This window comes from Streptomyces sp. NBC_01506 (assembly GCF_045040295.1).
Taxonomy (GTDB): domain Bacteria; phylum Actinomycetota; class Actinomycetes; order Streptomycetales; family Streptomycetaceae; genus Streptomyces.
On the sequence record NZ_CP109422.1, the window covers coordinates 6,991,248 to 7,017,493 of the forward strand.

At 71.4% G+C, this 26,246-nt stretch carries 23 protein-coding genes; 9 read left to right on the forward strand and 14 right to left on the reverse strand.

Annotated features, from left to right (window positions below):
* Positions 1–121 precede the first annotated feature (121 nt).
* The 4 genes from OG329_RS31460 to OG329_RS31475 form a co-directional block, all read right to left on the reverse strand.
* Positions 122–577: a MarR family winged helix-turn-helix transcriptional regulator gene (locus tag OG329_RS31460; RefSeq protein WP_405799769.1), complete on the reverse strand. Its 456-nt coding sequence runs from the start codon at positions 575–577 to the stop codon at positions 122–124.
* Positions 578–647: 70 nt separating this feature from the next.
* Entirely contained in the window at positions 648–800 is a 153-nt protein-coding gene (locus OG329_RS31465; RefSeq protein WP_405799770.1) for a hypothetical protein, read from the reverse strand.
* A 406-nt stretch (positions 801–1,206) separates the two neighbouring features.
* A complete protein-coding gene (locus OG329_RS31470) occupies positions 1,207–2,553 on the reverse strand; it encodes an ABC transporter substrate-binding protein (RefSeq protein ID WP_405799771.1) in 1,347 nt (448 codons plus the stop codon).
* A gap of 143 nt (positions 2,554–2,696) precedes the next feature.
* On the reverse strand, positions 2,697–3,047 hold the full coding sequence (locus tag OG329_RS31475; protein WP_405618642.1) for a hypothetical protein: 351 nt from the start codon (positions 3,045–3,047) through the stop codon (positions 2,697–2,699).
* Positions 3,048–3,108: 61 nt separating this feature from the next.
* Here OG329_RS31475 and OG329_RS31480 point away from each other — a divergent pair, with 61 nt between their 5' ends.
* Entirely contained in the window at positions 3,109–3,234 is a 126-nt protein-coding gene (locus OG329_RS31480) for a hypothetical protein (RefSeq protein ID WP_405799772.1), read from the forward strand.
* A gap of 9 nt (positions 3,235–3,243) precedes the next feature.
* Positions 3,244–4,275, forward strand: coding sequence for a hypothetical protein (locus OG329_RS31485; RefSeq protein WP_405799773.1), 1,032 nt, complete (start codon positions 3,244–3,246; stop codon positions 4,273–4,275).
* Between the two features lie 291 nt (positions 4,276–4,566).
* Here OG329_RS31485 and OG329_RS31490 read toward each other — a convergent pair whose 3' ends face one another.
* Both OG329_RS31490 and OG329_RS31495 read right to left on the reverse strand, forming a co-directional pair.
* The gene (locus OG329_RS31490) at positions 4,567–5,487 is read right to left on the reverse strand and encodes a PhzF family phenazine biosynthesis protein (RefSeq protein WP_405799774.1); all 921 of its coding nucleotides are present in this window, start codon (positions 5,485–5,487) and stop codon (positions 4,567–4,569) included.
* Between the two features lie 58 nt (positions 5,488–5,545).
* Positions 5,546–6,316, reverse strand: a complete 771-nt coding sequence (locus OG329_RS31495) for an SDR family oxidoreductase (RefSeq protein WP_405799775.1) — start codon at positions 6,314–6,316, stop codon at positions 5,546–5,548.
* Between the two features lie 154 nt (positions 6,317–6,470).
* Between OG329_RS31495 and OG329_RS31500 the strand changes: the two genes are divergently transcribed.
* Entirely contained in the window at positions 6,471–8,132 is a 1,662-nt protein-coding gene (locus OG329_RS31500; RefSeq protein WP_405799776.1) for an alkaline phosphatase D family protein, read from the forward strand.
* A gap of 147 nt (positions 8,133–8,279) precedes the next feature.
* On the opposite strand, the gene OG329_RS31505 is transcribed toward OG329_RS31500, so the two are convergent.
* Positions 8,280–10,448: a SpoIIE family protein phosphatase gene (locus tag OG329_RS31505; protein WP_405799777.1), complete on the reverse strand. Its 2,169-nt coding sequence runs from the start codon at positions 10,446–10,448 to the stop codon at positions 8,280–8,282.
* Between the two features lie 417 nt (positions 10,449–10,865).
* Complete coding sequence (locus OG329_RS31510; protein WP_405799778.1) at positions 10,866–11,930, reverse strand: Gfo/Idh/MocA family protein; 1,065 nt, start codon at positions 11,928–11,930, stop codon at positions 10,866–10,868.
* Positions 11,931–12,012: 82 nt separating this feature from the next.
* On the opposite strand from OG329_RS31510, the gene OG329_RS31515 reads away from it, so the two are divergent.
* On the forward strand, positions 12,013–13,335 hold the full coding sequence (locus OG329_RS31515; protein ID WP_405802121.1) for a multidrug effflux MFS transporter: 1,323 nt from the start codon (positions 12,013–12,015) through the stop codon (positions 13,333–13,335).
* Positions 13,336–13,462: 127 nt separating this feature from the next.
* Here the strand turns inward: OG329_RS31515 and OG329_RS31520 are convergent, their stop codons facing one another.
* Positions 13,463–14,776 carry a hypothetical protein gene (locus OG329_RS31520; protein ID WP_405799779.1) on the reverse strand — a complete coding sequence of 438 codons (1,314 nt, stop codon included), beginning with the start codon at positions 14,774–14,776 and terminating at the stop codon, positions 13,463–13,465.
* Positions 14,777–14,991: 215 nt separating this feature from the next.
* Here OG329_RS31520 and OG329_RS31525 point away from each other — a divergent pair, with 215 nt between their 5' ends.
* Positions 14,992–16,026, forward strand: coding sequence for a small ribosomal subunit Rsm22 family protein (locus tag OG329_RS31525; RefSeq protein WP_405799780.1), 1,035 nt, complete (start codon positions 14,992–14,994; stop codon positions 16,024–16,026).
* Here OG329_RS31525 and ddaH read toward each other — a convergent pair.
* Positions 16,018–16,875: a dimethylargininase gene (gene ddaH / locus OG329_RS31530; RefSeq protein WP_405799781.1), complete on the reverse strand. Its 858-nt coding sequence runs from the start codon at positions 16,873–16,875 to the stop codon at positions 16,018–16,020. The two genes, OG329_RS31525 and ddaH, sit on opposite strands and share 9 nt — an antisense overlap.
* Before the next feature lie 165 nt (positions 16,876–17,040).
* Between ddaH and OG329_RS31535 the strand changes: the two genes are divergently transcribed.
* Both OG329_RS31535 and OG329_RS31540 read left to right on the forward strand, forming a co-directional pair.
* Positions 17,041–17,664, forward strand: coding sequence for a TetR/AcrR family transcriptional regulator (locus tag OG329_RS31535; RefSeq protein ID WP_405799782.1), 624 nt, complete (start codon positions 17,041–17,043; stop codon positions 17,662–17,664).
* A gap of 267 nt (positions 17,665–17,931) precedes the next feature.
* Positions 17,932–18,684 carry a bifunctional DNA primase/polymerase gene (locus OG329_RS31540; protein WP_405799783.1) on the forward strand — a complete coding sequence of 251 codons (753 nt, stop codon included), beginning with the start codon at positions 17,932–17,934 and terminating at the stop codon, positions 18,682–18,684.
* Between the two features lie 100 nt (positions 18,685–18,784).
* Here the strand turns inward: OG329_RS31540 and OG329_RS31545 are convergent, their stop codons facing one another.
* The 4 genes from OG329_RS31545 to OG329_RS31560 all read right to left on the reverse strand — a co-directional run bounded on the left by OG329_RS31545 (position 18,785) and on the right by OG329_RS31560 (position 22,946).
* Positions 18,785–19,774, reverse strand: coding sequence for a hypothetical protein (locus OG329_RS31545; RefSeq protein ID WP_405799784.1), 990 nt, complete (start codon positions 19,772–19,774; stop codon positions 18,785–18,787).
* The gene (locus OG329_RS31550; RefSeq protein ID WP_405799785.1) at positions 19,771–20,679 is read right to left on the reverse strand and encodes a heme ABC transporter ATP-binding protein; all 909 of its coding nucleotides are present in this window, start codon (positions 20,677–20,679) and stop codon (positions 19,771–19,773) included. The genes OG329_RS31545 and OG329_RS31550 overlap by 4 nt, the downstream gene beginning before the upstream one ends.
* 94 nt (positions 20,680–20,773) lie before the next feature.
* The gene (locus OG329_RS31555) at positions 20,774–21,880 is read right to left on the reverse strand and encodes a FecCD family ABC transporter permease (RefSeq protein ID WP_405802122.1); all 1,107 of its coding nucleotides are present in this window, start codon (positions 21,878–21,880) and stop codon (positions 20,774–20,776) included.
* 16 nt (positions 21,881–21,896) lie between these two features.
* Complete coding sequence (locus tag OG329_RS31560; protein WP_405799786.1) at positions 21,897–22,946, reverse strand: hemin ABC transporter substrate-binding protein; 1,050 nt, start codon at positions 22,944–22,946, stop codon at positions 21,897–21,899.
* Between the two features lie 215 nt (positions 22,947–23,161).
* Between OG329_RS31560 and OG329_RS31565 the strand changes: the two genes are divergently transcribed.
* Positions 23,162–24,559, forward strand: a complete 1,398-nt coding sequence (locus OG329_RS31565) for an HtaA domain-containing protein (RefSeq protein ID WP_405799787.1) — start codon at positions 23,162–23,164, stop codon at positions 24,557–24,559.
* Positions 24,560–24,625: 66 nt separating this feature from the next.
* Positions 24,626–26,200 (forward strand): HtaA domain-containing protein, encoded by a 1,575-nt coding sequence (locus OG329_RS31570; RefSeq protein ID WP_405799788.1) that lies wholly within the window; start codon positions 24,626–24,628, stop codon positions 26,198–26,200.
* The last annotated feature ends 46 nt before the right edge of the window (positions 26,201–26,246 follow it).

The window sequence follows — 26,246 nt, forward strand, 5'->3', positions numbered from 1 at the left end:
CCATCTACTTGCCGAAGTGGTTGTGACCCAGGTCGTGACGCTTGATCGAGCAACAAAAAACCCGGACGCACCAGGTGCGTCCGGGATGTGCCGCGTCATGGCGACCGCTGGTGGGGCTCGGTCAGCCGTGACTGTGGGCCCCGCGAAGGGCCTGCACGATCGGGCCGAGTTCGGGATCCGCGGTGAAGGCGTTCAGCGAGGAGGAGAGGACCTCCGCATAGGTGGCGCGTGCCTCCTGGTAGCGCTGTCGCCCCTCGTTCGTAATGACCGCGTAGACGCCCCGTTTGTCCGACGGGCAGAGGTCCTTGTAGGCGAATCCGGCGGTTTCGAGCCGTCCTACCAGTCGGGTTATGGAGGATTGGCCGAGACCGACCCTGTCGGCCAAGTCCTGCATGCGCAACTCGTTCGTCGAGGACTGGTCGAGGTGCTCCAGCGAAAGGAACTCGGACAGGCCGATGCCGTGTTGGCGCTGCATTGCCCGGCTGAGCTCTCGTTCCACGTGCGCGTGGAGCGTCAGCACGCGGTTCCAGATCGCCTGGTCGGAGATGAGCGAAGGTGTGCGGGGTGAGGTTGCCATGAGCGCGTCCTTCGGGGGCTGGTGTTTGAGCAAGGGTACATGCTCATGCAAGCAATGACTCTGGGGTGCGTTACGTGCCCATGAACTCGACATGCCGGGCATCGATGCTCTCACCCTGTGTCTGACCGCGGACTTGCCCCCAGAACGGACTCTCATCAAGACCGACAGTTTCGATGACCTCACCGACCACGTCGAAGAAGCGGTCAGGATCAGCCGCGAACACGTCGCCTCCTGGGTACCGGCTTCAACCGGGAATCACCGACGACGCGCAGGCCGCGGCCTGGCGGCCCACGGTCCAGCGGGCACACGCGGCCGGAGCGCGCATCGTTCTGCGACTGATGCATTTCGGAGCCCTCGCTCAGGGCAACCGCTTCCGCGACCGGCCGGCGGGGCCCTCCGCCGTGCGACCCCGAGGCGAGCGACCTCGCTCGCAAGGCCACCGGCCTTACCGTGGTGGCCAACGGACACCGCACCAGAAGGCGGTGGCACGACGGGTCCTGGACGAGGGACACGCCGACATCCTGGCGATCGGAACAGCGGCGCCGGCCAACCCGGATCTGCCACCCGCGCCTGAGCCTGGCGTTCGAGTTTCACCGGCACGCTCTCACCCGTGTGCTTTCGGGCGTGGGCTACAGCCGCCAGGACGCCTGCGCGTTCCGTAGTGCCGTGGGCGCGCTCTGCTTGTCCTCGATCGCCAGGGCGAGTTGGTCCACGAGGCGTTGCAGGTTGTCGGGGTCGGCGGGGCCGTGGGGCCAGATCATCGTGGGGCCGTCGAGGCCGGAGCGGATCAGGTCGGCGGCGAGCGGTGTGTTCGCGGCGTACGCGGGGGAGTGGAGCACGCTCGTGCGGTTGGGGTCGATGGCGCTGTTCTTCTGGGTGGTCTCCAGCAGCATCTCGTCCGCGCTGGTCACCCACTTGATGAACTCCAGCGCCGCGTCGCGGTTCCTGGACGCGGCGGAGACGCCGAGGCCGTAGCCCCCGTCGAGCGGTGTGCGGCGGCGGGTGTTGCCGCCGCCGAGCGGCAGCGCCGTCACGCCCCACTTGCCGACGATCTTCGACAGCGTGGGGTCGGCGGCCCGCTGCGCCAGGCCCGTCCAGGTCTCCACCAGCGCGGCCCGGCCCGTCAGGAAGGCGTCGGTGGCGGCGCCCAGGCCGGTCTCGGTGGGGGTGGGCAGCGCGTACGGTGCGATGTCGATCAGGTGCTGGGCGGCGGCGAGCGCGGCGTCCGTGGTGAGGGTCGGCCGGCCCGCGCGGTTGACGAGGTCGCCGCCGTGGCCGACGAGCCGGTTGATGAAGGCGGGGCCCAGCACCAGGGGGTCCGGCTGGCCCGTCAGGACGGCCCCGTAGTACGCGCCACCGCCGCCCTCGGTGATCGTCCTGGCCGCGGCGTCGTACTCGTCCCAAGTCGTCGGGGGCTCGAGCCCGTAGGTGCCGAGCAGTTCCTCGTTGTAGAAGACCAGGTGCTGGTCGCCGTCGTAGGGCAGGCCGTAGCGCCGGTTCCGGTGGACGGTGTACGGGTCGTAGACGGACCGCAGGAAGTCACCGGTGTCGAGGTCGTCCTGCGCGGCGATCCACCGGGTCAGGTCGACCAGTGCTCCGGCGTCCGCGATCGACCCCAGCATGTAGTAGTAGTAATCGAAACAGTCGAATTCGGCGGTCCCGCTCCGTACGTCCTGGATGATCGTGTCCGCCAACTGGGTGTAGTCGACGGCCCTCGCCTGCAAGGTGCCACCGGTCAACCGCTGCCAGGCCGGGGCCAGGAAGTTGTTGTACATGGACAGGTGCGGGGTGTTGCACAGAACCTTGAGCGTGACGCCTTCGAAGTCGAGCGACGCGGCGGTCCTCGTGGCGGCGGTCGCGCCCGTACCGCCGAGGGCCGTCAGCGCGGGGCCGGCGACGGCCAGCGAGGCGGCTCGGCGCAGGACATCGCGGCGCGAAGGGACGGCAACGGGCCTGCGGGTGTGGGGAGATGACATCGGGGCTCCTTCGGCTCAGAAGCGGGACAGGGGCCGACGGTAGCGCCGGTTCCTGTGCCTGAGCCGTGAGCCCGTACCCGAACGCGCCGTGCGCCGCGCCCTCACCAACTGGACTCGGGCGACGTTCAGTTCCCCAGGAACCGTCAGATCTCCTCGGCGCGCAGTGCCAGGTCCTGGAGGATGTCCGCCGACGAGACATCGGGGCCGCCGGCGTCGTGCACGCGGGCCAGCGTCACGAAGGCGAGCGTGAACGCCCCCACGAGCTGTTCCACGGCGCCGCCGACCTCCCGGCCGAGCAGGGCGCTCAGCTCCTCCGGGGTCGCGTCGGCCGGTACCTCGACCCGTGGCATCGTCTCGTTGAGCAGTTCGGTCACGACACCCATCTCGGCGTCCATGTCCTGTTCCTGACCGGTGTCCTCCTCGAGTCGGCGCTGCCAGTCACCGGCCTGCGTCAGGATGCCGATCACGCGCTTCAGGACCTCGCTCTGCTCCATGCCGTGAGCATAGGCGGGCGGGATGGGGGACGCGGGTAGCAGCGCGAGCCGGAGGAGTGAGATGAGTGCGAGGGGAGCGGAGGAGTCAGCCGCGAACGAGCACGAGATCGAGCACGAGATAGAGCACGACTCGCCGCTCCTCGCGTCGACCGGGCGCGACACTCACGCGGTTGTGACCGTCGCATAGGGTTTCCCGATGACCTCGGCACCACACACATTCACCGACGCCCTGAGTGCGCTCGAGTCCGCCGTGCGCGATCAGGACGGCGAGCGCTGCGACCGCGCCTTCCCGCTTGTCCACCAGGCTTTCCAGGAGGCGGGGCCGGACGAACTCCGCCTGGGCGCGCCCCGGTTGGCCGCGCTGCTGGAGCATGTCCCGCCGGGGCCGCGGGCGGTGACCGCGGTGCTCGTCGGCGCCTGTGTCGAGCGCGGCGCCGACCCCGTACCATGCGCGCCCGCACTCTTCGCGGCGGTGCGGGAGGCATTCACCGCCGCCCTCGAATTCACCGAGCGGTGGGCGGCCACCGGCGGCGGCGAGCTGCCCGATCCGGGCCGGGACGAGCTGGACGACCGGGCGGTCGAACGTGCCGGTTTCGGGCCCGCGCTCGGCTGGTGGACGCTGCCCCAGTGGGGGATGGCGGCGCTCGCACTGCTCGGCAGCAAGGCCGTGCGGCGGCGGATCGCCTCGGACGGGGGCGAGTTGAGGTCCCTCGTGGAGCGGGTCCAGTCGGCGGCGGGTGACGCGGGCGAGGACTTCAAGAGTCTCGTGTACGCGCTCCGCGTGCTGGACGACGAGCCGCTGATCGTCCTGCACCGCGCGACACGCACCGCATATCTGATGCGGATGACCGGCATCGGCGACAACTTCCAGCTCCACACGCTGCTCGCCGGGGCGCTCGTCGGCGGGCTGCATGTGCCGGGCGAGAGCCCGAGCGCCGAGGCGATAGCCGTGTGCCGGGAGAAGGAGGGGCAGATCCTTACCACCGGCACGTACAACCTCGGAGCTCCGGACGGCAGTTGGATCTGGAACGAGGGAACTCCGTCCGACATACCCGTCGTCGACGGCACGCGACTGCTGGTCCTCGACCCGCCCCCGTACGAACGGAGTTGGCCCGCCGGCCGGTACTTCCCCGGCATGAGCGGCGATCTGGTGCTGGAGCGCGTCCTCGGTCGGGACGAGGCGGAGAGCTGGTACGCACGGGTGGCCGACCCGAAGGAGACGACGTAGCCGAAGCCGCCGATCCGTCCGGTGGCCGGTGGCCGGTCGAGGATCGACCGGCCACCGGACGGGTCCGGTCGCCAGGCCGTGGTTTAGAAGTAGCGCCGTCCGCCCGCAGGGCGGGGCGCGCGCCCGCCGCGGAGCGGCTGATGACTGGCGTCGGTGCGTGCGATCGCAAGGCGGAGGATCGCTCCCGTACTGGGTGTACTTGGGCGACATACCTCCCGTGCCCCTCGGGGGCTACGGGGGAGAGTGTGCGTGCCGGGCGTCGCGGGGCAGGCGGGACTTCTGAAACACGGCCTAGACCGACTCCGCGGAGATGAGGGCGCCCGCGCCCGACACCCGTACGCGCGCGTCGCCCGCCCGCAGCTCCACCGTCAGGACTCCGGGGCGGCCCATGTCCTCGCCCTGGTGGAGGGTGAGCACCGACGTCTGCGGCACGAGGCCGAGTTCGCGCGCGTACGCCCCGAACGCCGCCGCCGCCGCGCCCGTCGCCGGGTCCTCGACCACGCCGCCGACCGGGAACGGGTCGCGTACGTGGAAGACGTCCGCCGACTCGCGCCACACCAGTTGGACCGTGGTCAGGTCCAGTCGGTGCATCAGCGCTTCGAGGCGGGCGAATTCGTACGACAGGTCGGCCAGCCGCGCGCGGGTCGCCGCGCCGACGACCAGATGGCGGGCACCGCCGTACGCGATACGGGGCGGCAGGTCCGGGTCGAGATCGGCGGCCGGCCAGTCGAGCGCGGCCAGCGCCTCGGCGAGGTCGGCGTCGGCGACGTCCTCGACGTGCGGCTCGACACTGGTGAGCGTGGCGCGCGGCGCACCGCCGTCCCCGGCGGCCGTGACCGTCACCGGCACGGTCCCGGCGCGCGTCTCGAAGAGCAGATCCCCCGCGCCGATCCGCTCGCCCAGCGCGACCGCGGCGGCGACGGTGGCGTGCCCGCAGAACGGGACCTCGGCCTTCGGGCTGAAGTACCTGATGGTGAAGGCCCGCCCCGGCGCCTGCCCCGGCGCCCGCCCCGGCTCACCCACGCCGTCCGGGGCCGGGGCCGCCGTCAGGAAGGCGGACTCGCTGTAGCCGAGGTCGGCGGCGATCGCGAGCATCGCGTCGTCCGTCAGCCCGGCGGCGTCGAGCACGACACCGGCGGGGTTGCCGCCTTCGGGATCGCTCGAGAAGGCGGTGTACCGGAGGATTTCGCCGGTCAGTGTGGGTTCGCTCATGCGCGTGCCAACGACACGGGGCGCGGGGGCATTCCCACCACCGGGACGGCGGACACCACTACCCGCGTCCGACGAACGGCATCGTCGTCGCCAGCACCGTCGCGAACTGGATGTTCGCCTCAAGCGGCAGCTCCGCCATGTGCAGCACCGTCGTCGCCACGTCCGCCGCGTCCATCACCGGCTCCACCGCCAGCTCGCCGTTCGCCTGCGGGACGCCCCGCCGCATCCGCTGCGTCATGTCCGTCGCCGCGTTGCCGATGTCGATCTGGCCGCAGGCGATGCGGTACGGACGGCCGTCCAGGGACAGCGACTTGGTGAGGCCGGTCAGCGCGTGCTTCGTCGCCGTGTACGCCACCGAGTCCGGGCGTGGCGCGTGCGCCGAGATCGAGCCGTTGTTGATGATCCGGCCGCCCTGCGGGTCCTGCTCCTTCATCAGCCGGTACGCCGCCTGCGCGCACAGGAACGAGCCCGTGAGGTTGGTGTCGACCACCTTGCGCCAGGCCGAGTAGGGCAGGTCCTCCAGCGGTACGCCGCCGGGGCCGAAGGTGCCCGCGTTGTTGAAGAGGAAGTCGATCCGGCCGTACCGCTCACGCACCGTCTCGAACAGCGCGTCCACGTCCTCGGGCCGCCCCACGTCCGTCGGCACGCACACCAGGTCCTCCCGCGCCCGGCCCGCCTCCGCCGCCAGCGCCGCCGTCTCCTCAAGGCGTTCCGCCTTGCGTCCCGCGAGCACCACCGACCAGCCCGCCCCGGCCAGGGCGAGCGTGACGCCCCGTCCGATGCCCGAACCCGCTCCCGTCACCACAGCGATCTTCCGCAGAGCATTCATGGAGCCGCAGCGTACGGGAGCGGGAGCGGCGCGCGAACGGAACGGGGAACTCATCAGGTGGACACCTCGATGTTGTGTACCCGACAACGATCGGACGTCGCGCCCGGCTGCACTTCCTCTGAGGACAACAGCCGTCAGGGGAGGGGCACATCACATGACACCCGCACGCATCGGTACGCCCGCCGGCCCGACCGCCGCCGCGCACTCGCCCGAATTGCGCGCCGCCGCGGCCCGGTTCGGCCGTCGCAGATTCCTGACCGTCACCGGCGCAGCCGCCGCGCTCGCCTTCGCCGTCAACCTGCCCACGGCCGGCACCGCGAGCGCCGCCGAGCTGGACGCCGCGAAGATCAAGAGCGACCCGTTCACCCTCGGCGTCGCCTCGGGCGACCCGCGGCCCGCCTCCGTACTGCTCTGGACCCGCCTCGCGCCCAGCCCGTACGAGCCCGACAGCGGTCTGCCCCGGGACAGGGTCTCCGTACGGTGGGAGGTCGCCCACGACGAGCGGTTCACCCGGATCGTCAGACGCGGCACCACCACCGCCCACCCCGAGTTCGACCACAGCGTCCATGTCGAGGTCTCCGGCCTCGACGCGGACCGCGTCTACTTCTACCGCTTCCGCACCGGCGACTGGATCAGCCCGGCCGGCCGCACCCGCACCGCCCCCGCGCGCTCCGCGAACATCTCGGAGCTGCGGTTCGGCGCCGTCTCCTGCCAGGCGTACCACGACGGCTACTTCACCGCGTACAAGCACCTCGCCGCCGAAGACCTCGACGTCGTCTTCCATCTCGGCGACTACCTCTACGAGTACGCCGTGACGGCGGTCGGCGGCGCCCGCAACTACACCGACCGGCGGCTGCCCGCGCACTACAACCGCGAGACGGTCACGCTGGAGGACTACCGGCTGCGTTACGCCCTCTACAAGTCCGACCCGGACCTGATGGCCGCGCACGCCGCGCACGCCTTCGTCGTCACGTGGGACGACCACGAGACGGAGAACAACTACGCGGGCGAGACGCCGGAGAACGACGTACCGCCGGAGGAGTTCCTGCTGCGCAGGGCCGCCGCCTACCGCGCGTACTGGGAGAACCAGCCGCTGCGCACCCCGCAGCGGCCCGACGGACCCGACATGCAGCTCTACCGCCGGCTGCACTTCGGGCGCCTCGCGCAGTTCGACATCCTCGACACCCGCCAGTACCGCTCCAACCAGGCGTACGGGGACGGCTGGCAGGTCCCGGGACCGGAGTCCGAGGACCCGGCGCGCACCATGACCGGCGAGACCCAGGAGCGGTGGCTGCTGAACGGCTGGAAGCAGTCCCGCGCCCTGTGGAACGTGGTGCCGCAGCAGGTGACGTTCTCCCGGCGCCGCGACGTACCCAGGGACGGCTTCAAGTACTCCATGGACTCCTGGGACGGTTACCCCGCCTCCCGGCAGCGGATCCTCGACGGCGCCGCGGGCGCCGGCGTCGACAACCTGATGGTGCTCACCGGCGACGTCCACGTCGGCTACGGCTTCGACGTCAAGGCCGACTTCGACGACCCCGACTCCCGCACCGTCGGCACCGAGATCGTCGCCACCTCCATCACCAGCGGCAAGGACGGCGCGGACAAGCCCACCAACTGGGACAACCTCACCACCGCCAACCCGCACATGAAGTTCTACAACGGGCGGCGCGGCTTTGTGACCGTCACGCTCGGCGGCGAGCAGGCGCGCGCCGACTTCAAGACGGTGTCCGCCGTCACGACTCCCGGCGCGCCCCTGACGACGGCCGGGTCCTTCGTGACGCAGGCGGGCGACCCGGGTCTGAAGCCCGCCTGACGCCTGACGCCTGACGCGTGACGCCTGACGCGTGACGCCTGACCCGCACGCCGTGCCCGGCGTGGAAGTGACAGGGCCGGAACCCTCGGCGACCTCGGTCGGCGACGGCTCCGGCCCCGCCCGTCTCGTGGCCGCCGGCTCGCCCGATCACGAGACGGCTCGCCGACGCAGAAGCAGCAGAGCGATGTCGTCCAGCCGGGGGGCGGACTGTTCGGCGTCGTGGATGAGGGCGTCGGCGAGTCGGCCGAGGTCCCGGCTCTGGTCCTGCCCGATGCGCAGAGCGAGGGCGTTGGTGATGTCCTCGATGTCCGTGCCCGGGATTTCCACGAGCCCGTCGGTGTACAGGGCGAGTACCGAGCCGGGCGGTAACGGGAACTCGGTGGTGGGGTATTCGCGGTCGGGGTCGATGCCGAGCAGCAGTCCGGGCGGCACGCGGAGCACTTCGGTGGCTCCGCCGGGGTGGCGGAGCAGGGCCGGCGGGTGACCGGCGCTGGCGAGGTGCACGCGGTGGTGGGTGAGGTCGAGGCGGGCGATCAGGCAACTGGTGAACAGCCCGGCGTCCAACTCCGTGAGGAGCGTATTGACGCGGGCGAGAAGCTCGCCGGGAGGCGTGTCCGCGGTGGCGTGGGCGTGGACGGCGGTGCGGACCTGCCCCATGAGCGCGGCGGCGGCGGTGTTGTGGCCCTGGACGTCGCCGATCGCCGCCGTGATGCTGCTCGTTCCGCGGACGAGGTCGTAGAAGTCGCCGCCGATGTCCGTGCCGTGGTCGGCCGGAAGATAGCGGGCGGCGACGTCGAGGCCGCGGATACGGGGCAGTGCGTGCGGCAGCAGGGAGGTCTGGAGCGCGTGGGCCAGGGCCTGTTTGGCGTCGTAGAGACGGGCGCGGGCCAGGGCCTGGGCGATGAGCCCGGCCAGCGAGGAGAGGAGGGCGCGTTCGGCCGGGGCGAAGGCGCGGGGCTGGTCGTAGGACAGCACGAGAGCGCCGACGGAGCGGCCGGAGGCGGTCAGCGGAAGGAAGGCCCAGGCGCTCCTGTTCCGGTAGCGGGGCGCGTCGGGGTACTCGTGCCGGAAGTCGGTGAAGGTGGGGAAGAAGGTGGGCGCGTCGGCGGACAGGGCGCGCGCGGCCGGGGTGTGCGTGGTCAGGGGCTCGCCGTCGATGCGGTCGATGAACCCGGTGCTGTAGCCGCGGTGACCGATGATGCGCAGGCGGCCTTCGTCGGCCATCAGGAGCACCAGGCCCTGTGCGCCGAAGCCGGGCACGATCTGGTCGGCGGCGAGATCGACCACGTCCTGGACACCCACGGCCTGGGCGAGTACGGCTGACATATGGGTCAGGTGGTAGAGCCCCATCGCACCGACGGGTTCGTCGGACGGCGCGGCCTCCCGGGGCGTGGCGCCCTCCTGCCGGGACGGTGTGATGTGCACGCTGATACCGCCGTCACCGGGGTAGAGCTGGAAGTGAAGCGGTGTGTCCGGGGGGCGGACGGCGGTGAACGAGGTGGACCGGCGGGTGATCACCGCGAACCTGTAGCGGTCTTCGAACGCCGGACCGTTCAGCCAGCGCAGCACGTCCCAGGGGTAGTTCCCCACGAGGGCGGCCCAACCGGTGCCCACGAGGTCCGCCCCGGCGGAATTGATGAAGGTGACCCTGCCGTCGAGGTCGAGTTCGCAGCAGCCGACGGGAAGGCGTTCGGTGAAGCGGAGCGCGGCCGCGGCACGGGAGGGGTCGGCCTCGCCGGATGACGTGGACAGTATCCGCGGTTCGCGCGGGGGCAGCAGCGGACGGCCCAGGTCGTGGGCCACCTCCAGCAACCGCGCGGTCTTCCGGCAGAAGGTGGAGATCGCCTCGCTGTCGTGCGGGCGCAGTCGCGGCGGGTGCCGGACGGGCCACAACAGTGCGATACCGCCCCAGGTCCGGGGTCCGCCGGTCACGGGCAGGACGGCGAGAGTGAAGTCGTACGGCACCACAAGGCCCACTTGCGGGTAGCGGGCGGACATCTCCTCCTGGCTGCCCAGCCACACCGGATGTCCGCGGCGAACGGCGTCGGCCATCGGACTGGGGATGTCGAGGGGGGCACGGGCCCACGGCGCGGCGACCCGTGGTGACACGCCGGACACCAGCGTCAGCCACAACACGTCCACCCCCGGCGGAAACAGGTACAGCACGCCGATCGACGCGCCGGTGTCGCGCATCACCTCCGTCATCAGTTCATCCAGGTCTCCGAGTCCGAAGCCGGGGCCGGGGCCGGGGCCGAGCCCGGGGCCGGAGTCGAAGTCGGGGCCGGAGTCGGGGCCGGAGTCGGCGGGCTGCGGCACGGCGCTCAGCCGGCCTTGGCGCTGGGAGCGGTGGCACGGTGAACGGGGCCGGAACGGCGGTGAGCCGCCGCTTCCCGGATCACGGCTTCCTCCTCCTGCTCCTGCCGGTGACGGCGGGCACACCGCGCCGAGCCGCCTGCCGGTGCGACGGCAGACGGAACGGGCCGGCCAAGCACCGGAGCGAGCGGAGATCCCCACCAGCCGTGACGGACGATGTAACCCATAAATGGACAATAGGTCTGCGCCCCTGTGGCGTCATCCTCTCCGTGTCGTACGGCGCAGCGATGTCACCGCCCTGGCGGCGCGAGGGAGGCGGGCGTCCGGCTCGGGGCGGCGCGCGAGGGGCGGGCGCGCGAGGGCCCGGGTGCGCGGTCCCTCGGCGCGCCGCCGGGCCGCCGGGCCGGCCCGCCGCTCCCCTCAGGCGACCGCGTCCGCCGGATAGCGGACGCCGACGCGCTCACGTACCGCGTCGAGCGTGCGCATCACCGCCAGGCTGCCCTCCAGCGGTACCAGCGGCGACTGCCTCTCACCGGCCCGCAGACACCGCATCACCTCGGCCGCCTCGTGCTGCATGCCCGCCAACGGGCTCTGGGCGGTGTGCTGTTCGGACTCGCGCCCGCCGCGGTGCAGAGTGAATCCGTCCGGTGCGAAGAAGCCGCTCGGCAGCTCGATCCGGCCCGCCGTGCCGGTCACCGTCGCCGTGGACGGCGTCGCCGCCGTCACGGAGCAACTGAGCAGCGCCGTCGCCCCGCAGTCCCAGCCGAGGAGCATCCCCGTGTTGAGATCCACGCCTTCGGGCGACAGCAGCGCGTCGGCCTGTACGCGGTCGGGCTCGCCCAGGATCAGGTGCGCGAACGACACCGGGTAGACCCCGAGGTCCAGCAGCGCACCGCCGCCGAGCGCGGGATCGCGCAGCCGGTGCTCCGGAGCGAAGGGGCCCTGGAGCCCGAAGTCCGCCTGGACCGTGCGGACTTCGCCGATGGCGCCGTCCGCGATCAGCTCCGTCATACGCCGGATGACCGGGCTGGTGTACATCCACATGGCCTCCATCAGGAACAGATCCCGCTCACGCGCGAGCGACACCAGCTCCCGTGCCTCGCGCGAGTTGAGCGTGAACGCCTTCTCGCAGAGCACCGCCTTTCCCGCCTCCAGGGCCAGCCCCGCCGCGGCGCGGTGCGCGGAGTGCGGCGTCGCGACGTACACCACGTCGACGTCCGGGTCGGCGACGAGAGCGGCCCAATCGCCGTACGCCCGAGGGATGTCGAACCGGTCGGCGAACGCCTTCGCCGACGCCTCGCCGCGCGAGGCCACCGCGACGACCTCGGCGCCCGCCATGCGCCGTACGTCCTCGGTGAACGTCGCCGCGACACCGCCGGTCGCCAGCACGCCCCACCGCACCGTACGGGCATCCACCTCGGACCCGGTGCCGCTGCCCGTGCCGAACCCGCCGTTCCTGCCGTTCCTGCCGTGTTCCGCCGTCATATGTGCCCCTTACACAAAAAGGTCCCGACCACTCGGCCGGAGCTGAGAGCATAGGGACGGTTTCAACTACATGGAGATGCGAATGCCGGACGGCGGCCAGTCCACACGGGCCCGAAAAGGACACATACCCACCGCTACCACCCCGAGGGAGACCGACACCGGCGTCGGCATCCCGGCCGCGCGTCGCGCCGGCATCGTCGTCACGCTCGTCCTCGGCGGACTCACCGCCCTGCCGCCGCTGTCGATGGACATGTACCTCCCGGCACTGCCCGCCGTCACCCGCGCACTCGGCTCGTCGGCCGCGACCGCGCAACTCACCCTCACCGCCTGTCTGACCGGCATGGCGCTGGGCCAGCTCGTCGTGGGCCCGATGAGCGACCGATGGGGACGCCGGAAGCCGCTGCTGCTCGGCATGGTCGTCTATATCTTCGCCACCGCGATCTGCGCCCTGGCCCCCACCGTCGAACTCCTCATCGCCTTCCGCCTCCTCCAGGGGCTGGCCGGCGCGGCGGGCATCGTGATCGCCCGCGCCGTGGTGCGCGATCTCTACGACGGCGTCGAGATGGCCCGCTTCTTCTCCACCCTGATGCTGATCTCCGGCGTCGCGCCGGTCATCGCCCCGGTGATCGGCGGCCAGGTGCTCCAGATCACCGACTGGCGCGGCATCTTCGTCGTCCTGACGGTCGTCGGTATCGCGCTGACCCTCGTCGTCATGAAGTGGCTGCACGAGACACTGCCGACCGAGAAGCGGCACAGCGGCGGCGTCGGCGAAGCGCTCGGCACGATGCGCGGGCTGCTCGCCGACCGGGTCTTCACCGGCTATCTGCTGGCGGGCGGGCTCGCGTTCGCGGCCCTGTTCGCGTACATCGCGGCGTCGCCGTTCGTGGTGCAGGAGATCTACGGCGCCTCCCCGCAGACCTACAGCCTGCTGTTCGGCGTCAACTCCATCGGCCTGATCATCGTCGGCCAGATCAACGGCCGGCTGCTCGTCGGCCGGGTCAGCATGGACAAGGTGCTGGCCTTCGGCCTGGTCGTCATCGTGCTCGCCGGGCTGGCGCTGCTGCTGATGACGAGCGGGGTGTTCGGCGAGCCCGGCCTCCTCCCGGTCGCGGCCGGGCTGTTCGTCCTGATGTCGGCGATGGGGCTCGCGATGCCCAACACCAACACCCTGGCGCTGATCCGCACTCCGCACGCCGCCGGTTCGGCCTCGGCCCTCATCGGTACGTCGTCGTTCCTGATCGGCGCCGTCGCCTCGCCGCTCGTCGGGATCGCGGGCGAGGCGACGGCGGTGCCGATGGCCGTCGTGCAGTTGGTGTGCGGGGCCGGGGCGCTGGTCTGCTTCCTGGCGCTGTGCCGCCCGTGGCAGCCGCAACACCGGGCGGAGACACGGGAGTCGGCGAGTTAGTCCCCGACGGTTCCTGATCGGCGCCTGACCGGCTTCCGAGTCCGAGCCGAGTCCGAGCCGAGTCCGAGCCGAGTCCGAGCCGAGTCCGAGCCGAGTCCGAGCCGAGTTCGAGCGGCCTTGACGGCGGTCAGCTCTCGCCGCGCTGCGCGTAGACGATCAGACGCGGGCGGTCCTTGCCGTCCGTCCAGCGGAACAGCCCCATCCCGTTGGTGTCACCGGTCGGCAGCCGTACGTTCAGAGCCAGCGGCTCGGGCTCACCGGTGGCGAGATTCACCTGTACGGGATTGCCGCCGCCGGACAGGGCGTCCGTCACGGTACGGGCGCTCGTCGCCCCGTACGCCATACCCGTGTCCGCCACCGACGTCAGCGTCAGCGGCTTGGTGCCGTCCGGCTCCTCGAAGCAGTACCCCGTCTTCTCGTCCAGATCGAACGCGAGCCTGCCCGCGATGAGATAGCGGCCGTCGGGGGAGGCGACGAGCTGCGGCTCGGCGCCGGAATCGATCGCGGGCTTACGGCACCGCACCTGCGCCACGGCCTTGCCGGTGTCCAGGGAGTGCACCACCCACATCTCGTGGGTGGCGGCGTCCTTCGCGCCCTTCTTCATCTGCCACTTGGCCAGCACCTGGCCGGACGACACGGACGCCGGCACCCCGGACCTGGGCTCGGTGCCCTTCGGCGCGACCTTCCGGCTGAACCAGCCGCCCCGTACCCAGAACTCCTTCGCCCCGCTCACCAGCAGGCCGTTCGAGGTCACTCCGCGTACCTCGGTCAGCTTCTCGCAGTTCGGGCAGTCCTTCGGATAGCCGAGCGAGCCGGGCGCCGTCCTGGACACCTCGCCCGTCGACGGGTCGACCACCGCGCTGACGGCCTTGCCGTCGCTGATCAGAATGCCGGGGCCGGTGGCGGTCACCGTCGGCGCGTCCCCCCAGGGGACCTCGACCCGCCGCTGCTCACCGGTGGCCGCGTCGTACACGTCGAGGGAGACCAGCGAGTCGGCCGACGCCACCGCGTACTCGCCGAGCCGCCCGTACGACCAGGTCACGAAGTACTGCTTGTCGCCCTTGGTCACCGAGAGCAGCCGGGGATAGCGGTCCACCGGCGCCAGCGGCCGCCACGCCTCGCCCGACCAGCCGGCCTTGCCGGACTCGGCGTACCGCGTGCGCAGTTGGTAGCGGCTCTCGTCGATCTTGGCCAGATACGCCACGAGACCGGTCGCGGACGCCACCGCGTACTGCGGCGACACATCCGTGATCTCCCAGCCGCGCCGGGTGTCGTAGCCGTCGGGCACGTTCAACTGGGTTTCGGGACCGGCGTTGACGACAGGCTTCGCGGGCTTGGCGTCGTCCTTGCTCCCGCCGCAGCTCGCCAGGACGAGCAGCATCACCAGGATCAGCACCCCGGCGATGAGCGAGACGCGCACGATCTTCTGCCGCTTGGTCATCAAGGACATCGGCGCCAGACCGCGAGCCCGGTAAAACGACAACTTGGTCCCCTTGCGAGCACGGTGTGGCGATGGAGCGGCAACGGCCGTCAGCGTAGCAACCGCGTCTGTGCCCCCAGAGGTTCGGCTCCGTCCCGATTCCGTCCCCGTTCCGTGTACTGAAGGTGTCCTGGGGGCGGGTTTCGGCCATGCCCGAGGCGCATACACTTTCGGCGGTGAACGCCTCCCTCCCCACCGCCGAAGCCCTGCGCGCCGCCCTCGCCGGGCTGCTCGACGGACTGCCGCCGAGCCAGGCCGCGAGGGCCGTCGAGCGGCTGATCGCCAACTACCGGGGCGATACCCCGACCGGCACGCCGCTGCTGCGCGACCGCTCCGACGTGGCCGCCTACGCCGCGTACCGGATGCCCGCCACCTTCGAGGCCGTACGGTCCGCGCTCGACGCGCTCGCCGTGGCCGCGCCCGGGTGGGTTCCGGCCAGCCACGTGGACGTGGGCGGCGGTACGGGCGCGGCGGTCTGGGCGGCCGAGGCGACATGGGAGGAAGAGGAGGGGAACGGCGCGCGTACGACCACCGTGCTGGACTGGGCCGAACCCGCCCTCGCCCTCGGCCGCGAGCTGGCCGCCGAGTCACCGGTGCCCGCGCTGCGCGCCGTCGAGTGGCGCCGCGGCAGGATCGGTACGGGCCTGAGTCTGCCCGAGTGCGACCTGGTCACCGTCTCGTACGTCCTGAACGAGCTGACCGACGGCGACCGGGGCGCCCTCGTCGCCGAGGCGGCGCGCGCCGGACAGGCCGTCGTGATCGTGGAGCCGGGGACGCCCGACGGCTACCGGCGCGTCATCGAGGCCCGCGACGTACTGATCGGGGCGGGCCTGCGCGTGGCGGCGCCCTGCCCGCACAGCGGCGCCTGCCCCATCGAACCCGGCACGGACTGGTGCCACTTCGCGGCGCGGGTCAGCAGGTCCTCGCTGCACCGGCAGGTGAAGGGGGGCTCGCTGGCGTACGAGGACGAGAAGTTCAGCTACGTGGCGGCCGTGCGCTTCGACGCGGAGCCGGTACGGGCGCGGGTGACCCGCAAGCCGCAGACCCGCAAGGGGCAGATGCTGCTCGACCTCTGTACGGAGACGGACGGGCTGCGGCGCGAGACGGTGACCAAGCGGCACGGTGCGCTCTACCGCGCGGCGCGGGACACGTCGTGGGGCGACGCCTGGCCTCCCCACGACGCGCGTGATCACCCGCCGCGATCACGCTGAGAGCAGCAACTCCCGTCGTACGTCCAGCTCTTGTTCCTGCCGTAGCTCCTGCGTGCAGCACTTCACGCTGCCGCCGCCCTTGAGCAGTTCGCCCAGATCCATGGCGATCGGCTCGTAACCCCGGTCCCTGAGCGGTGCGAACAGGCCCGCCGCCGCCTGTGGGAGCAGCACATGGCGGCCGTCGCTCACGGCGTTGAGTCCGAGGGCCGCCGCGTCCGGCTCCTCGGCGATGATCGCGTCCGGGAAGAGCCGGGCGAGTACGGCCCGGCTGCCGGGCGAGAACGCGCCGGGGTAGTACATGACTTCGTCGGCCGCGTCGTCCAGGACACACAGCGCCGTGTCCAGGTGGTAGTAGCGCGGGTCGACCAGATCCAGGCCGATCACCGGCCGGCCGAAGAACTCCTGTGCCTCGTCGTGCGAGAGCGGACTGGACCTGAAGCCCCGCCCCGCCAGGATGTACGAGGCGGTGACGGCGAAGTCGCCCTCGCCCTCGTTGATGTGCGCCGGTTCATGGATGTCGGTGAAGCCGCGCGCGCGGAACCAGGCCAGATGCGCCTGGGCCTCCCGCGTGCGCTCGGGGTAGGCGAACCGCGCGCCGAGCACACGGCCGTCGATGACCGTGGCGCCGTTGGCGGCGAACACCATGTCGGGCAGGTCGGGTTGGGGTTCGAGCAGGGAGACGGTGTGACCGAGAGCGCGGTAGCGGTCGCGGAGCACCTCCCACTGCGCGAGAGCCATCGGAAGGTCCACCGGTTTCGACGGATCCATCCATGGGTTGATCGAGTACGTCACTCTGAAATGCGCCGGTGGGCACATCAGATAGCGCCGGGGAGAGGCGTCACGAGGCAACGAGGGCTCCTCACGAACGATGGGGGCGCACGGGGTGTGTGCGCTGAGCCCATGGTCCGCCGCGCGGGCCGTTCGCGCAGTGATCCGATCGGGTGGTTCACGCGATGGACACCTGGCCCCAGCAGGGCGAGACGGTGCGTCTCGCTTCGCTGGTAGGCTGGCGCCATGGCCGAGAGCAAGGCACCGGACTCCACCCGCCGCAGTGAGAAGTCACGCCGCGCGATCTACGCCGCCGCCCTGTCGCTGGTCGGCGAGGCCGGCTACGCGAAGACGACGATCGAGGGCATCGCGGCCCGCGCGGGCGTCGGCAAGCAGACGATCTACCGCTGGTGGCCCTCGAAGGGCGCCGTACTCCTCGAAGCCTTCCTCGACCTCGGTGAACAGGCCGCCGAAGCCGCGCGCGACGCCGGCGGCGACTACGAGATCCCCGACACGGGCGATCTGGCGGCGGACCTCAAGGCGGTGCTGCGCGCCACGGTCGACGAGCTGAACGATCCGGCCTTCGAGGCCCCGGCCCGCGCGCTCGCCGCCGAGGGCATCGTGGACGCGCGGATCGGCGCCCAGTACGCGGAGAAGCTGCTGGAGCCGCAGGCCGCGCTCTATGTACGGAGGCTGCGCGCCGCCCAGGAGGCGGGGACCGTACGCGGCGACATCGACCCGCGCACCGCGATGGAGCTGCTGACCGGCCCGATCCTGCACCGCTGGCTGCTGCGGACGCTGCCGCTCACGCACGCCTACGCGGACTCGCTGGTCGACTACGCGCTGAACGGGCTGGCTCCGCGGCACTGAGTGCCGTATCGAGACCCGGGGCCCGTCCCGGCCTCGTCCGGATGTGGCCCGACTTGGCCCAGACCAGATTCGGATCCGGTGAATGTGTCCCACACCACCGCTCCTCATCGACCACATCGGTGGGCTATTTCCCGAAATGGCATGTGATAGTGCCCGGTGATCGGCATCCGCCTCCCCACCCCGGTTGAGGAGTGCGGCCCCCCGAAGCGCAGGATGGTGCGAACATGGAAGTGTCCGAGAGGGCCGATGCATGAGGTGAGGGGATAGATGGGCGACGATTTCGGCCGCTACCGCGGCACTGAGGGCAAGGTTTCCCAGTGGCTGCGCCGACTCGCCGGGAAGCACGACGACGGCTCGCGGGCCGCCACGGACGCCGACGCCCGCGAGGCACTGCTCCTCGCCGTAGCCGCCGCCGGTATGCCCATCTCGCCCGCCGCACATCCCATCGGCTACCGATGTTCGTGCGAACGCATCGGCTGTCCCACCCCCGCCAGGCATCCCGTCTCGTTCGCCTGGCAGACGCAGTCCACGACCGACGAGGCGCAGATCGAGCGCTGGGCCAGGAACCAGCCCGAGGCCAACTTCATCACGGCGACCGGCATGGTCCACGACGTCCTGGACGTGCCGCTGGAGGCGGGCAGCAGGGCGCTGGAGCGGCTGCTCGGCGCGGGTATCGACGTCGGCCCGGTGGCCGACTCCGGCGGCGACCGGATGCTCTTCTTCACCGCCACCCGCGGCACGCCCGAGGACGAGGACGAGTGGTGGCCCTGTGAACTGGACTGCCACCCCGAGACGATGGACGAGCATCCGGGCTTCCGCTGGCACTGCCGGGGCAGTTACGTCCTCGTACCGCCGGCCAGACTGCCCGGCGAACTGTCGATGACCTGGCTGCGCGGCCCCGAACACCCGCTGCCCGACCCGCTGACGCTGCTGGAATCGCTGACGGACGCGTGCGCGCGGTACGCGGGGGAGAACCACGAGCTGGACCCGCACCCGGTGGCCTGGCCGCTCGGCCGCTGACCGGTCCCGGTCGTCCCGGCCGCGCGCCGGGACCGTCCGCGTACGGCAGGGCAGTACGGCAGGACAGTGCGCGTACGCCGGGACCGTCCGCGAGGGGTGGTCAGGAGCCTTCGGCCCCTATCACCCCTTGCAGCCTGCTCACCACGTTCACCTGGTCACCGCCGGCCCCGTCCGGCTTCACCAGCGCCGCCTGGCTCGACACCCACTCCTTGGTGAGGGTGTCCTTCACCTCACCGGTCATCAGCGCCTTCACATCGGCGGACACCTTCGGGGTGTAACCGCGCGCCGCCGTCTCCCGGTCGAAGTACTTGATCGCGAAGAAGACCAGCGCGCCGCCGTCCTTCGTGGCGAGCCCGAGAGGCGCGAAGTCCCCGGAGTCCAGGGGCTGATCGATGTACTGGATGGTCAGGCCGGGCAGCTTGGCGTTCTTCGCGCGGATGTCGCGCCACTCGTCGGTGTGCGGCCCCGGCGCGAAGTGCTTCGGCTCGCCGTTCTTCAGATACGAGGCGTACTCGGTGCTCAGATCCCCGGGAGCCACCGCCGGCGACCCGTCGTCCGCCGCCACCGGTTCGACGTAGCCGTCCTTGTCGGTCTTGAACTCCGGGATCTCGTCCGGCGTGAGGATCGCGAGATAGGCGACCTCCCACAACTGATCCGCGCCGTTGCGTACGAAGACCAGTACCCAGCGGTTGTCACCGGGGCCGTCGTCCTCGTCGCGGTTGCTGTCGGTGTCGGCGACGAACCAGCGTGGCCAGCCCGCCTTCTTGGGGATGAGGAACTTCGCGTCCGTCAACTCCAGCGGCTGGTGCCCGTCGTTGCCGTCCGGGCTCGTGATGCTTCTGGCCTTGAGTCCGGCCTGGTTGATCGCGCCCAGCGCACCGGTGACCCGCCCGGCGTCCAGCCCCGGGTCGTACGCCTTGTCCGCCTTGTTGTACGCCTCGGTGAAATCCGCGAGCGCCTGGGCCGCCTCGGACTTCTTCGCGCCCGGAAGCACCGCCAGTTCACCGTGGACCGTCATACACCCACTCGCGACCAGCGACATCACCGTCACCATCGCCAGCCCCGCCGCTGCCCGAATCGGCCTTCTCATCGGTCGCCTTCTGCTCCGTGTCCCCCACTGACCGTCCGAACCCTACCGGTCCGCCTGGGAATCACGAGCGGGGTCCCGGTACGCGGGTGCGGGAAGACCTCGACGGGCTGCCGGTAGACCCGGCTGAGCAGTTGGCCGTCGAACACCTCGGCCGGCGGGCCGTCCGCCACGAGGTGTCCCTCGTGCAGCACGGCTGCCCGGTCGGCGTGCGCGGCGGCCAGCCCGAGATCGTGCAGGACGACGACGACGGCGTCACCGGCCGCCGCACGGGCCCGGCAGACGCGCAGCACCAACTCCTGGTGGCGCAGGTCGAGTGCGGCGGTCGGCTCGTCGAGCAGGAGCAGCGGGGCGCGCTGGGCGAGGACCCGGGCGAGCGCGACGCGGGCGCGTTCGCCGCCGGAGAGCGCGGAGAACGGGCGGTGCGCGAATTCGCCGACCTCGGTCGCCGCCATCGCCTCGGCCACGGCCGCGTCGTCGTCCTCCTCGTACGCCGTGCCCGCCCACGGGGCGCGGCCCATCCGTACGACGTCCTCCACCGGGAAGGGGAAGGAGAGCGTGGCGGCCTGCGGCAACACGGCGCGGCGCAGGGCGAGTTCGGGCGCGGACCAGTCGTGGGCGAGGCGGTCCGCGATCCGTATCTCGCCGTTCTCGGCGGTCAGGTCGGCGGCGAGTGCGGCCAGGAGCGTCGACTTGCCCGCCCCGTTGGGCCCGACGAGCGCCAGAACCTCACCGGCGCGTACGACGAGGTCCACTCCGGAGCCGGAGCAACCGCCGAGGACGTCGCGCTGCCCGAGCCGTACGCGCAGCCCTCGGACCTCGGCGACGACACCGCCGTGGGCGACGGGCGCGGGCACCTCCCGGCTCCGTACGGCGAACAGGCTCCGGAACACCGTGACGCCTCTCATGCCCAACCCCCTTGCCTGCGCCGCGTCCTGCGCAGCAACCAACTGTGCTTTCCCGGGGGACAACCCCCGGACCCCCGGCCGAGGGCGACGCTTCTCATGCCCAACCGCCTTGCCTGCGCCGCGTCCTGCGCAGCAACCAGAAGAAGAACGGACTGCCGAACAGCGCCGTCAGGACGCCGAGCGGCAGCTCGGCCGGGGCCGCCACCGTACGGGCCGCGAGGTCGCCCGCGACCAGGACCAGCGCGCCTCCGAGCGCGCTGCCCGGTACCAGGAAGCGGTGGCCGGGGCCGTTCGCCATCCGCAGCAGATGCGGGACAAGCAGGCCGACGAACGTGATGATCCCGGCCACCGCCACGGCGGCGGCCGTCAGCAGCGCGACCACCAGGACGAGGACGACACGGAGCCGTTCGACATCGACGCCCAGATGACCGGCCGGCCGTTCGCCCAGCGCCAGGAGGTCCAACTTCCGTGCGTAGAAGGGCGCGACGGCCAGACCGAGGAGCGCGCACGGCAGTACGGCGAGCACCTTGGGCCAGGTCGCCTGCGCCAGCGAGCCGAGCTGCCAGAAGGTGATCTGGCTGATCTGCGCGTTGTCGGCGAAGAAGATGGACAGCCCGATGAGCGCGCCCGCGAAGGCGTTCACCGCGATGCCGGTGAGGATGAGCGTGACCACCTCCGTACGGCCGCCGGAGCGGGACATCGCGTACACCAGCAGCACCGTCAGCAGCCCGGAGACGAACGCGCAGACCGTGACCGTCCAGTTGCCGAGGAAGCTCAGACCGAGCGCGATCGACGCGACGGCGCCGACCGCCGCGCCCGCCGAGATGCCGATGACTCCCGGTTCGGCGAGCGGATTGCCGAACACGCCCTGCATCAGGGCGCCCGCGCAGCCCAGCGAGGCGCCGACGAGCAGCGCGAGGACGACGCGCGGCAGCCGCACGTTCCACAGGACGCTCTCGGGGACCCGGTCGAGCGCGGCGCCGCCGAGGCCGATCCGGTGTCGGACGGAGGACAGGACGTCGCCGAGCGGGATGTCGTACGCGCCGAGCCCGGCGGAGAGCAGACAGAGCAGGAGCAGTACGCCGAGGAGCCCGGCGGTCAACAGCCAGGTGTCGCGGCGTCGTTGAGGCTCCTTGGGCGCGACCTCGGAAGGCGGCCGGCCCTGCGGCGGGGTGGGGACGGTGGGTGCGGTCGCCGTCATGTCACTCGCCGTCATGTCACGCGCCGTCCGGGTAGAGCTGCTCGACCAGGGACGCGAGCACCTGGTCCGTACGGGGCCCGTAGTTGAGCAGCACGCCGTCGTCCACGGAGACGAATCTGCGGTCGAGACCGGCGGGCGTCTCGGCCACGCCCGGGATCTCCACCAGACCGTCCGGACCGCCCACCGACTCAAGTCCCTTGCTCATCAGCAGAATCGCGTCGGGCGCCGCCTTCGCCAGTGCCTCGCTGGTGATCGCGGTGAAGTCCTTGGCCAGGCCGGACTCCTTGCCCGCGTCGACGGCACCGGCCGCCTCGAGCAGTGAACTCGCCCCCGAATCACGGCCACCGAGCAGATAGACGGACGCCGAGCCGCGCAGATAGAGGAAGGCGACGCGCGGCTTCTCGCCGTCTTCGGGTGCCGGGATCCGTTTCTGTACGGCGGCGATCCGCTCGGCCGTACGGGCGCTCAGCTCGTCGCCCGCCGCGTCGACGCCCAGGGCGTGCGCGACTGTCGCGATGCGCCTGCCGACGTCGTCCAGGCCCTTCGCCGGTTCGACCACGAGGAGCGGGATGCCGGCGTCGCGTATCTGGTCGACGGCCTCCGCCGGTCCGGTGGTCGTCTCGGCGATGACGAGCGTCGGCCGCAGGGACAGGACGCTCTCGGCCGAGACGTCGTGCGCGCGGGTCACCACGGGCAATTTCTCCGCCTGTTCGAAGGTGGCGGTGATGTCGCGGGCCACGACGCGCTTGCCGAGGCCGAGGGTGAAGACGATCTCGTTGAGCGATCCGGTCAGGGGCACGAGGCGGTCGGCGGAGGTGACGGTGACCTCCGTGCCGTCGGCGGAGTCCACGGTGACCGGGAGTCTCGGCTCGGGGACGGTGGCCAGCGGCTCGACGCGGTCGGCGGTGACGCTCGTTCCGGCGTCCTTCGCCGTCCCGCTGCTTCCGCTTCCGTTTCCGTTTCCGTTTCCGCTTTCGCTTCGGCTTCCGCTTTCGCCGCAGCCGGTGGCGGTCAGGGCGAGAGTCAGTAGCGAGATGACTGCGCCCGCCAGGCGTTGAGTGCGCACGCAGTGCACCGTCCCTGTCGTCAGTGGAGCCCTGGGTGGATTCCGTTTGAGCCGTCACGGACGGAAGGGTTCCGGCCAGGCTGGAGATAGCTTAGGTTAGCCTTACCTTATTGACCAGGCCCGGGGTGCCCCTCTCAACCGGGCTTCATCGGCGTGCCCGTGGGCCGCCTCCGCCCTGTCTGTGTCTCCGTCTCCACCGTGGGAGTGAACTTCTGATGCTGTCGTCCAGACCGGTGCGCGCTCTCGCTGTCGCGCTCCTCGCCGGGCTCCTGGGGGCCCTGCTCCCGGCGGCCACGGCCCACGCGGCGGACCGCGCCGTGCAGGGTGGCAGGCTCGACTGGGGGATCAAGTCGTCCTTCCAGAGCTATGTCACCGGCCCGGTGGCGGGCGGCAGTTGGAGCCTGAGCGGGGGCGCGGCCACCGTGGGCGGCAGCCAGTTCCGGTTCCACTCCGCCTCGGGGACGTACGACCCCGACAGCGGCGCGACGCGCGCCGGATTCAGCGGCGGCGTCCGCTTCGTCGGCCACACCAAGGCCGACGGATCGCACGAGCTGGACCTCACCATCAGCCGTCCCACGGTCCGTATCTCCGGCGGCCGGGGGACCGTGCACGCCGACATGGCCGGCAAGGCCAAGGGGAGCGGCAAGGTCACCACGTCGTCGCAAGTCCCGCTCGCCACGCTCGATCTCGGCGGGATCGACATGAGGGGCGGTGGCAGCCCGGTGGCCCTCAGCAACGTCCCCGCGACGCTCACCGGGCAGGGCGCCACCGCCTTCGCCGGGTATTACGCGGCGGGCACACCGCTCGACCCCGTCAGCCTCTCCGTGGACGTGGCCGCCGCGAAGGAGCCGCCGAAGAAGCCGTCGAAAGAGCCCGCCGAGAAACCGGCCGGCGAGGACGAGCAGGCAACCAAGGGCGCACTCCAGGACGCGGCCGTGGACTGGGGCGTACGCCGTACCTTCCGGGAGTACGTCACCGGCTCCATCGCCAAGGGCCGCTGGACGCTCGGCGACGGGGCCCAGGACGGCGGCGCGCTGTTCCGCTTCCCGAAGGGCGAGGGCACCTACGACGCGAAGAAGCGCACGCTCGACGCGGACTTCGCGGGCAGCGTGCACTTCACCGGAAGTGAACTGGATCTGACGCTCAGTCGGATCGGTGTTCAGGTCAAGGGCGGGAAGGGCACCCTGACCGCCGACGTCGCGAGCGAGGGGCGGGCGCCGGGCAAGGCGGTCCCGCTGGTGACCTTCGCCGCCGGGGACTTCACGCCGAGGAACGGTCTCGCCGCACTCACCGAGGCCCCCGCGACGCTGACCGAGGCCGGTGCCGAAGCCTTCGGGTCCATGTACAAGGCGGGCACGGTGATGGACCCCGTCTCGCTCGCCGTCGCCGTCGACAAGAAGGCGAAGCTGCCCGCGCTGCCCGATCTGGGCAGTGACGTCGACGCCTCCGCCGAGCCGAAGGCCGCCTCCGAACCGGACAAGGCCGCCACTGCCGCCACTGCTTCCTCGTCCTCGTCGTCCTCCAACGCCCTGACGTACGTGGGCATCGGCGCCGCTGTGCTGCTGGCCGCCGCGCTCGCGGTGTACGTCGGCGTGCGGCGCCGTAACTCCTGACTTTCCTTCCCCCTCCCCACCCCCCGTTCCGTTCGCGCATTCCATCCCCCGAGGAGACCCCCGAACATGCCAACCACCCGTCGTCCCATAGCCCTTGCCGCAGCGGTCGCCACCGTCCTGGCCATCGGCGCGACCGCGTTCGCCGTCCCGGCGCTCGCGGCCGGATCCGCCCCGGCCGCCCCGGCGGCGCCCGCCGCTCCGCAGCTCGAACTGAAGGACGGCACCCTGGAGTGGGGCTTCAAGGAGTCCTTCCGTAAGTACCTGCTCTCGCCCGTCGCCGCCGGGAAGATCACGGCCGCCGACGGTGCCACCCAGGCCGCCGGCAACGGCGTGTTCACCTTCACGGACGGCAAGGGCACCTACGACACCGGCACCCACGCGACCGCGACCACCTTCAAGGGAAGCGTTCACTTCGAGGGCCATCACGGCGTACTCGACATCAAGTTGAGCGATGTGAAGGTCAACACCGGCCGCGCGGACGGGGAGATCACCGCCGACGTCACCAGCGTCACCGAGGGCAAGCCCCAGACGCGTGACGACGTCTCGATCGCCGATCTCGACCTGACGGCGGTCAAGCCGGGGCAGGGCGCCAACGGCGCGATGGTCTTCAAGGACATCCCCGCCAAGCTGACGGCCGCGGGCTCCGAGGCGTTCGCGGGCTTCTACGCGGCGGGCGCCGAGCTGGACCCGGCGACGCTCACCGTAACGGCGGGAAAGGCCCCCACGGACGAGCCTACGGACGAGCCGACCGATGAGCCGACCGACGAACCCACGGACGAACCCACCGATGAGCCCACGGACAAGCCGACCGACGAACCGACCGACAAGCCGACCGACGAACCGACGACGCCGGCCGGCGTGGACGGCGCGATCGTCGACGGCAATCTCGACTGGGGCGTCAAGGACAGCTTCCGTACGTATGTGACGGGCCCCATCGCCAACGGCAAGGTCGAACTCGCGGCCGGCGCCACCCGGTCGGGCGAGGCGTACCGCTTCCCGAAGGCCACCGGCTCCTTCGACGCGGACGCGCAGACCCTGTCCGCCGAGTTCGAGGGATCGGTCCGCTTCCTGGGCCACGAGGAGGCGGGCTCGTACGTGCTCGACCTCAAGCTCAGTGGTCTGGAGGCCGAGGTCGGGAACGGCAAGGGCACGCTTGTCGCGGACGTCAGCACCAAGGACCGAACGACCCACAAGGTCTCCACCTTCAAGGACCTGACCATCGCCACGCTCGATCTGCCGGCCGGTGAGCTGACGGCCAAGGACGGCGTCGTCGCGCTGAACGCCGTGCCCGCCTCGCTCACGGCGGACGGCACGAAGGCGTTCGGCGGCATGTACAAGGAGGGCGACACGCTCGACGCCGTCACGGCGGCCGTCTCTCTTACGAAGGACGGCCAACTTCCGGGCGGTACGGGCGGTTCGGGCGCCTCCGGCGGTACGGGCGGTACGGGCGGCACCACCGGCACGGCGGGCGGCGGCTCTGTCGGCGGCTCCGCCGGTGGCACGGGCAGCCTCGCGAGCACCGGCGCCGAGGTCCCGGCCGGCGCGCTGTTGGGCGCGGGCGGCGCGCTGGCCGTCGCCGGCGCGGCGGCGGTCTTCATCGCCCGGCGCCGTAGCGCGGCCACCGGCGAGGTCGAGGTCTGACAGGTGAGTTGACCAAGGCAGGGAAAGCAGGGCCGTACCGCACGGA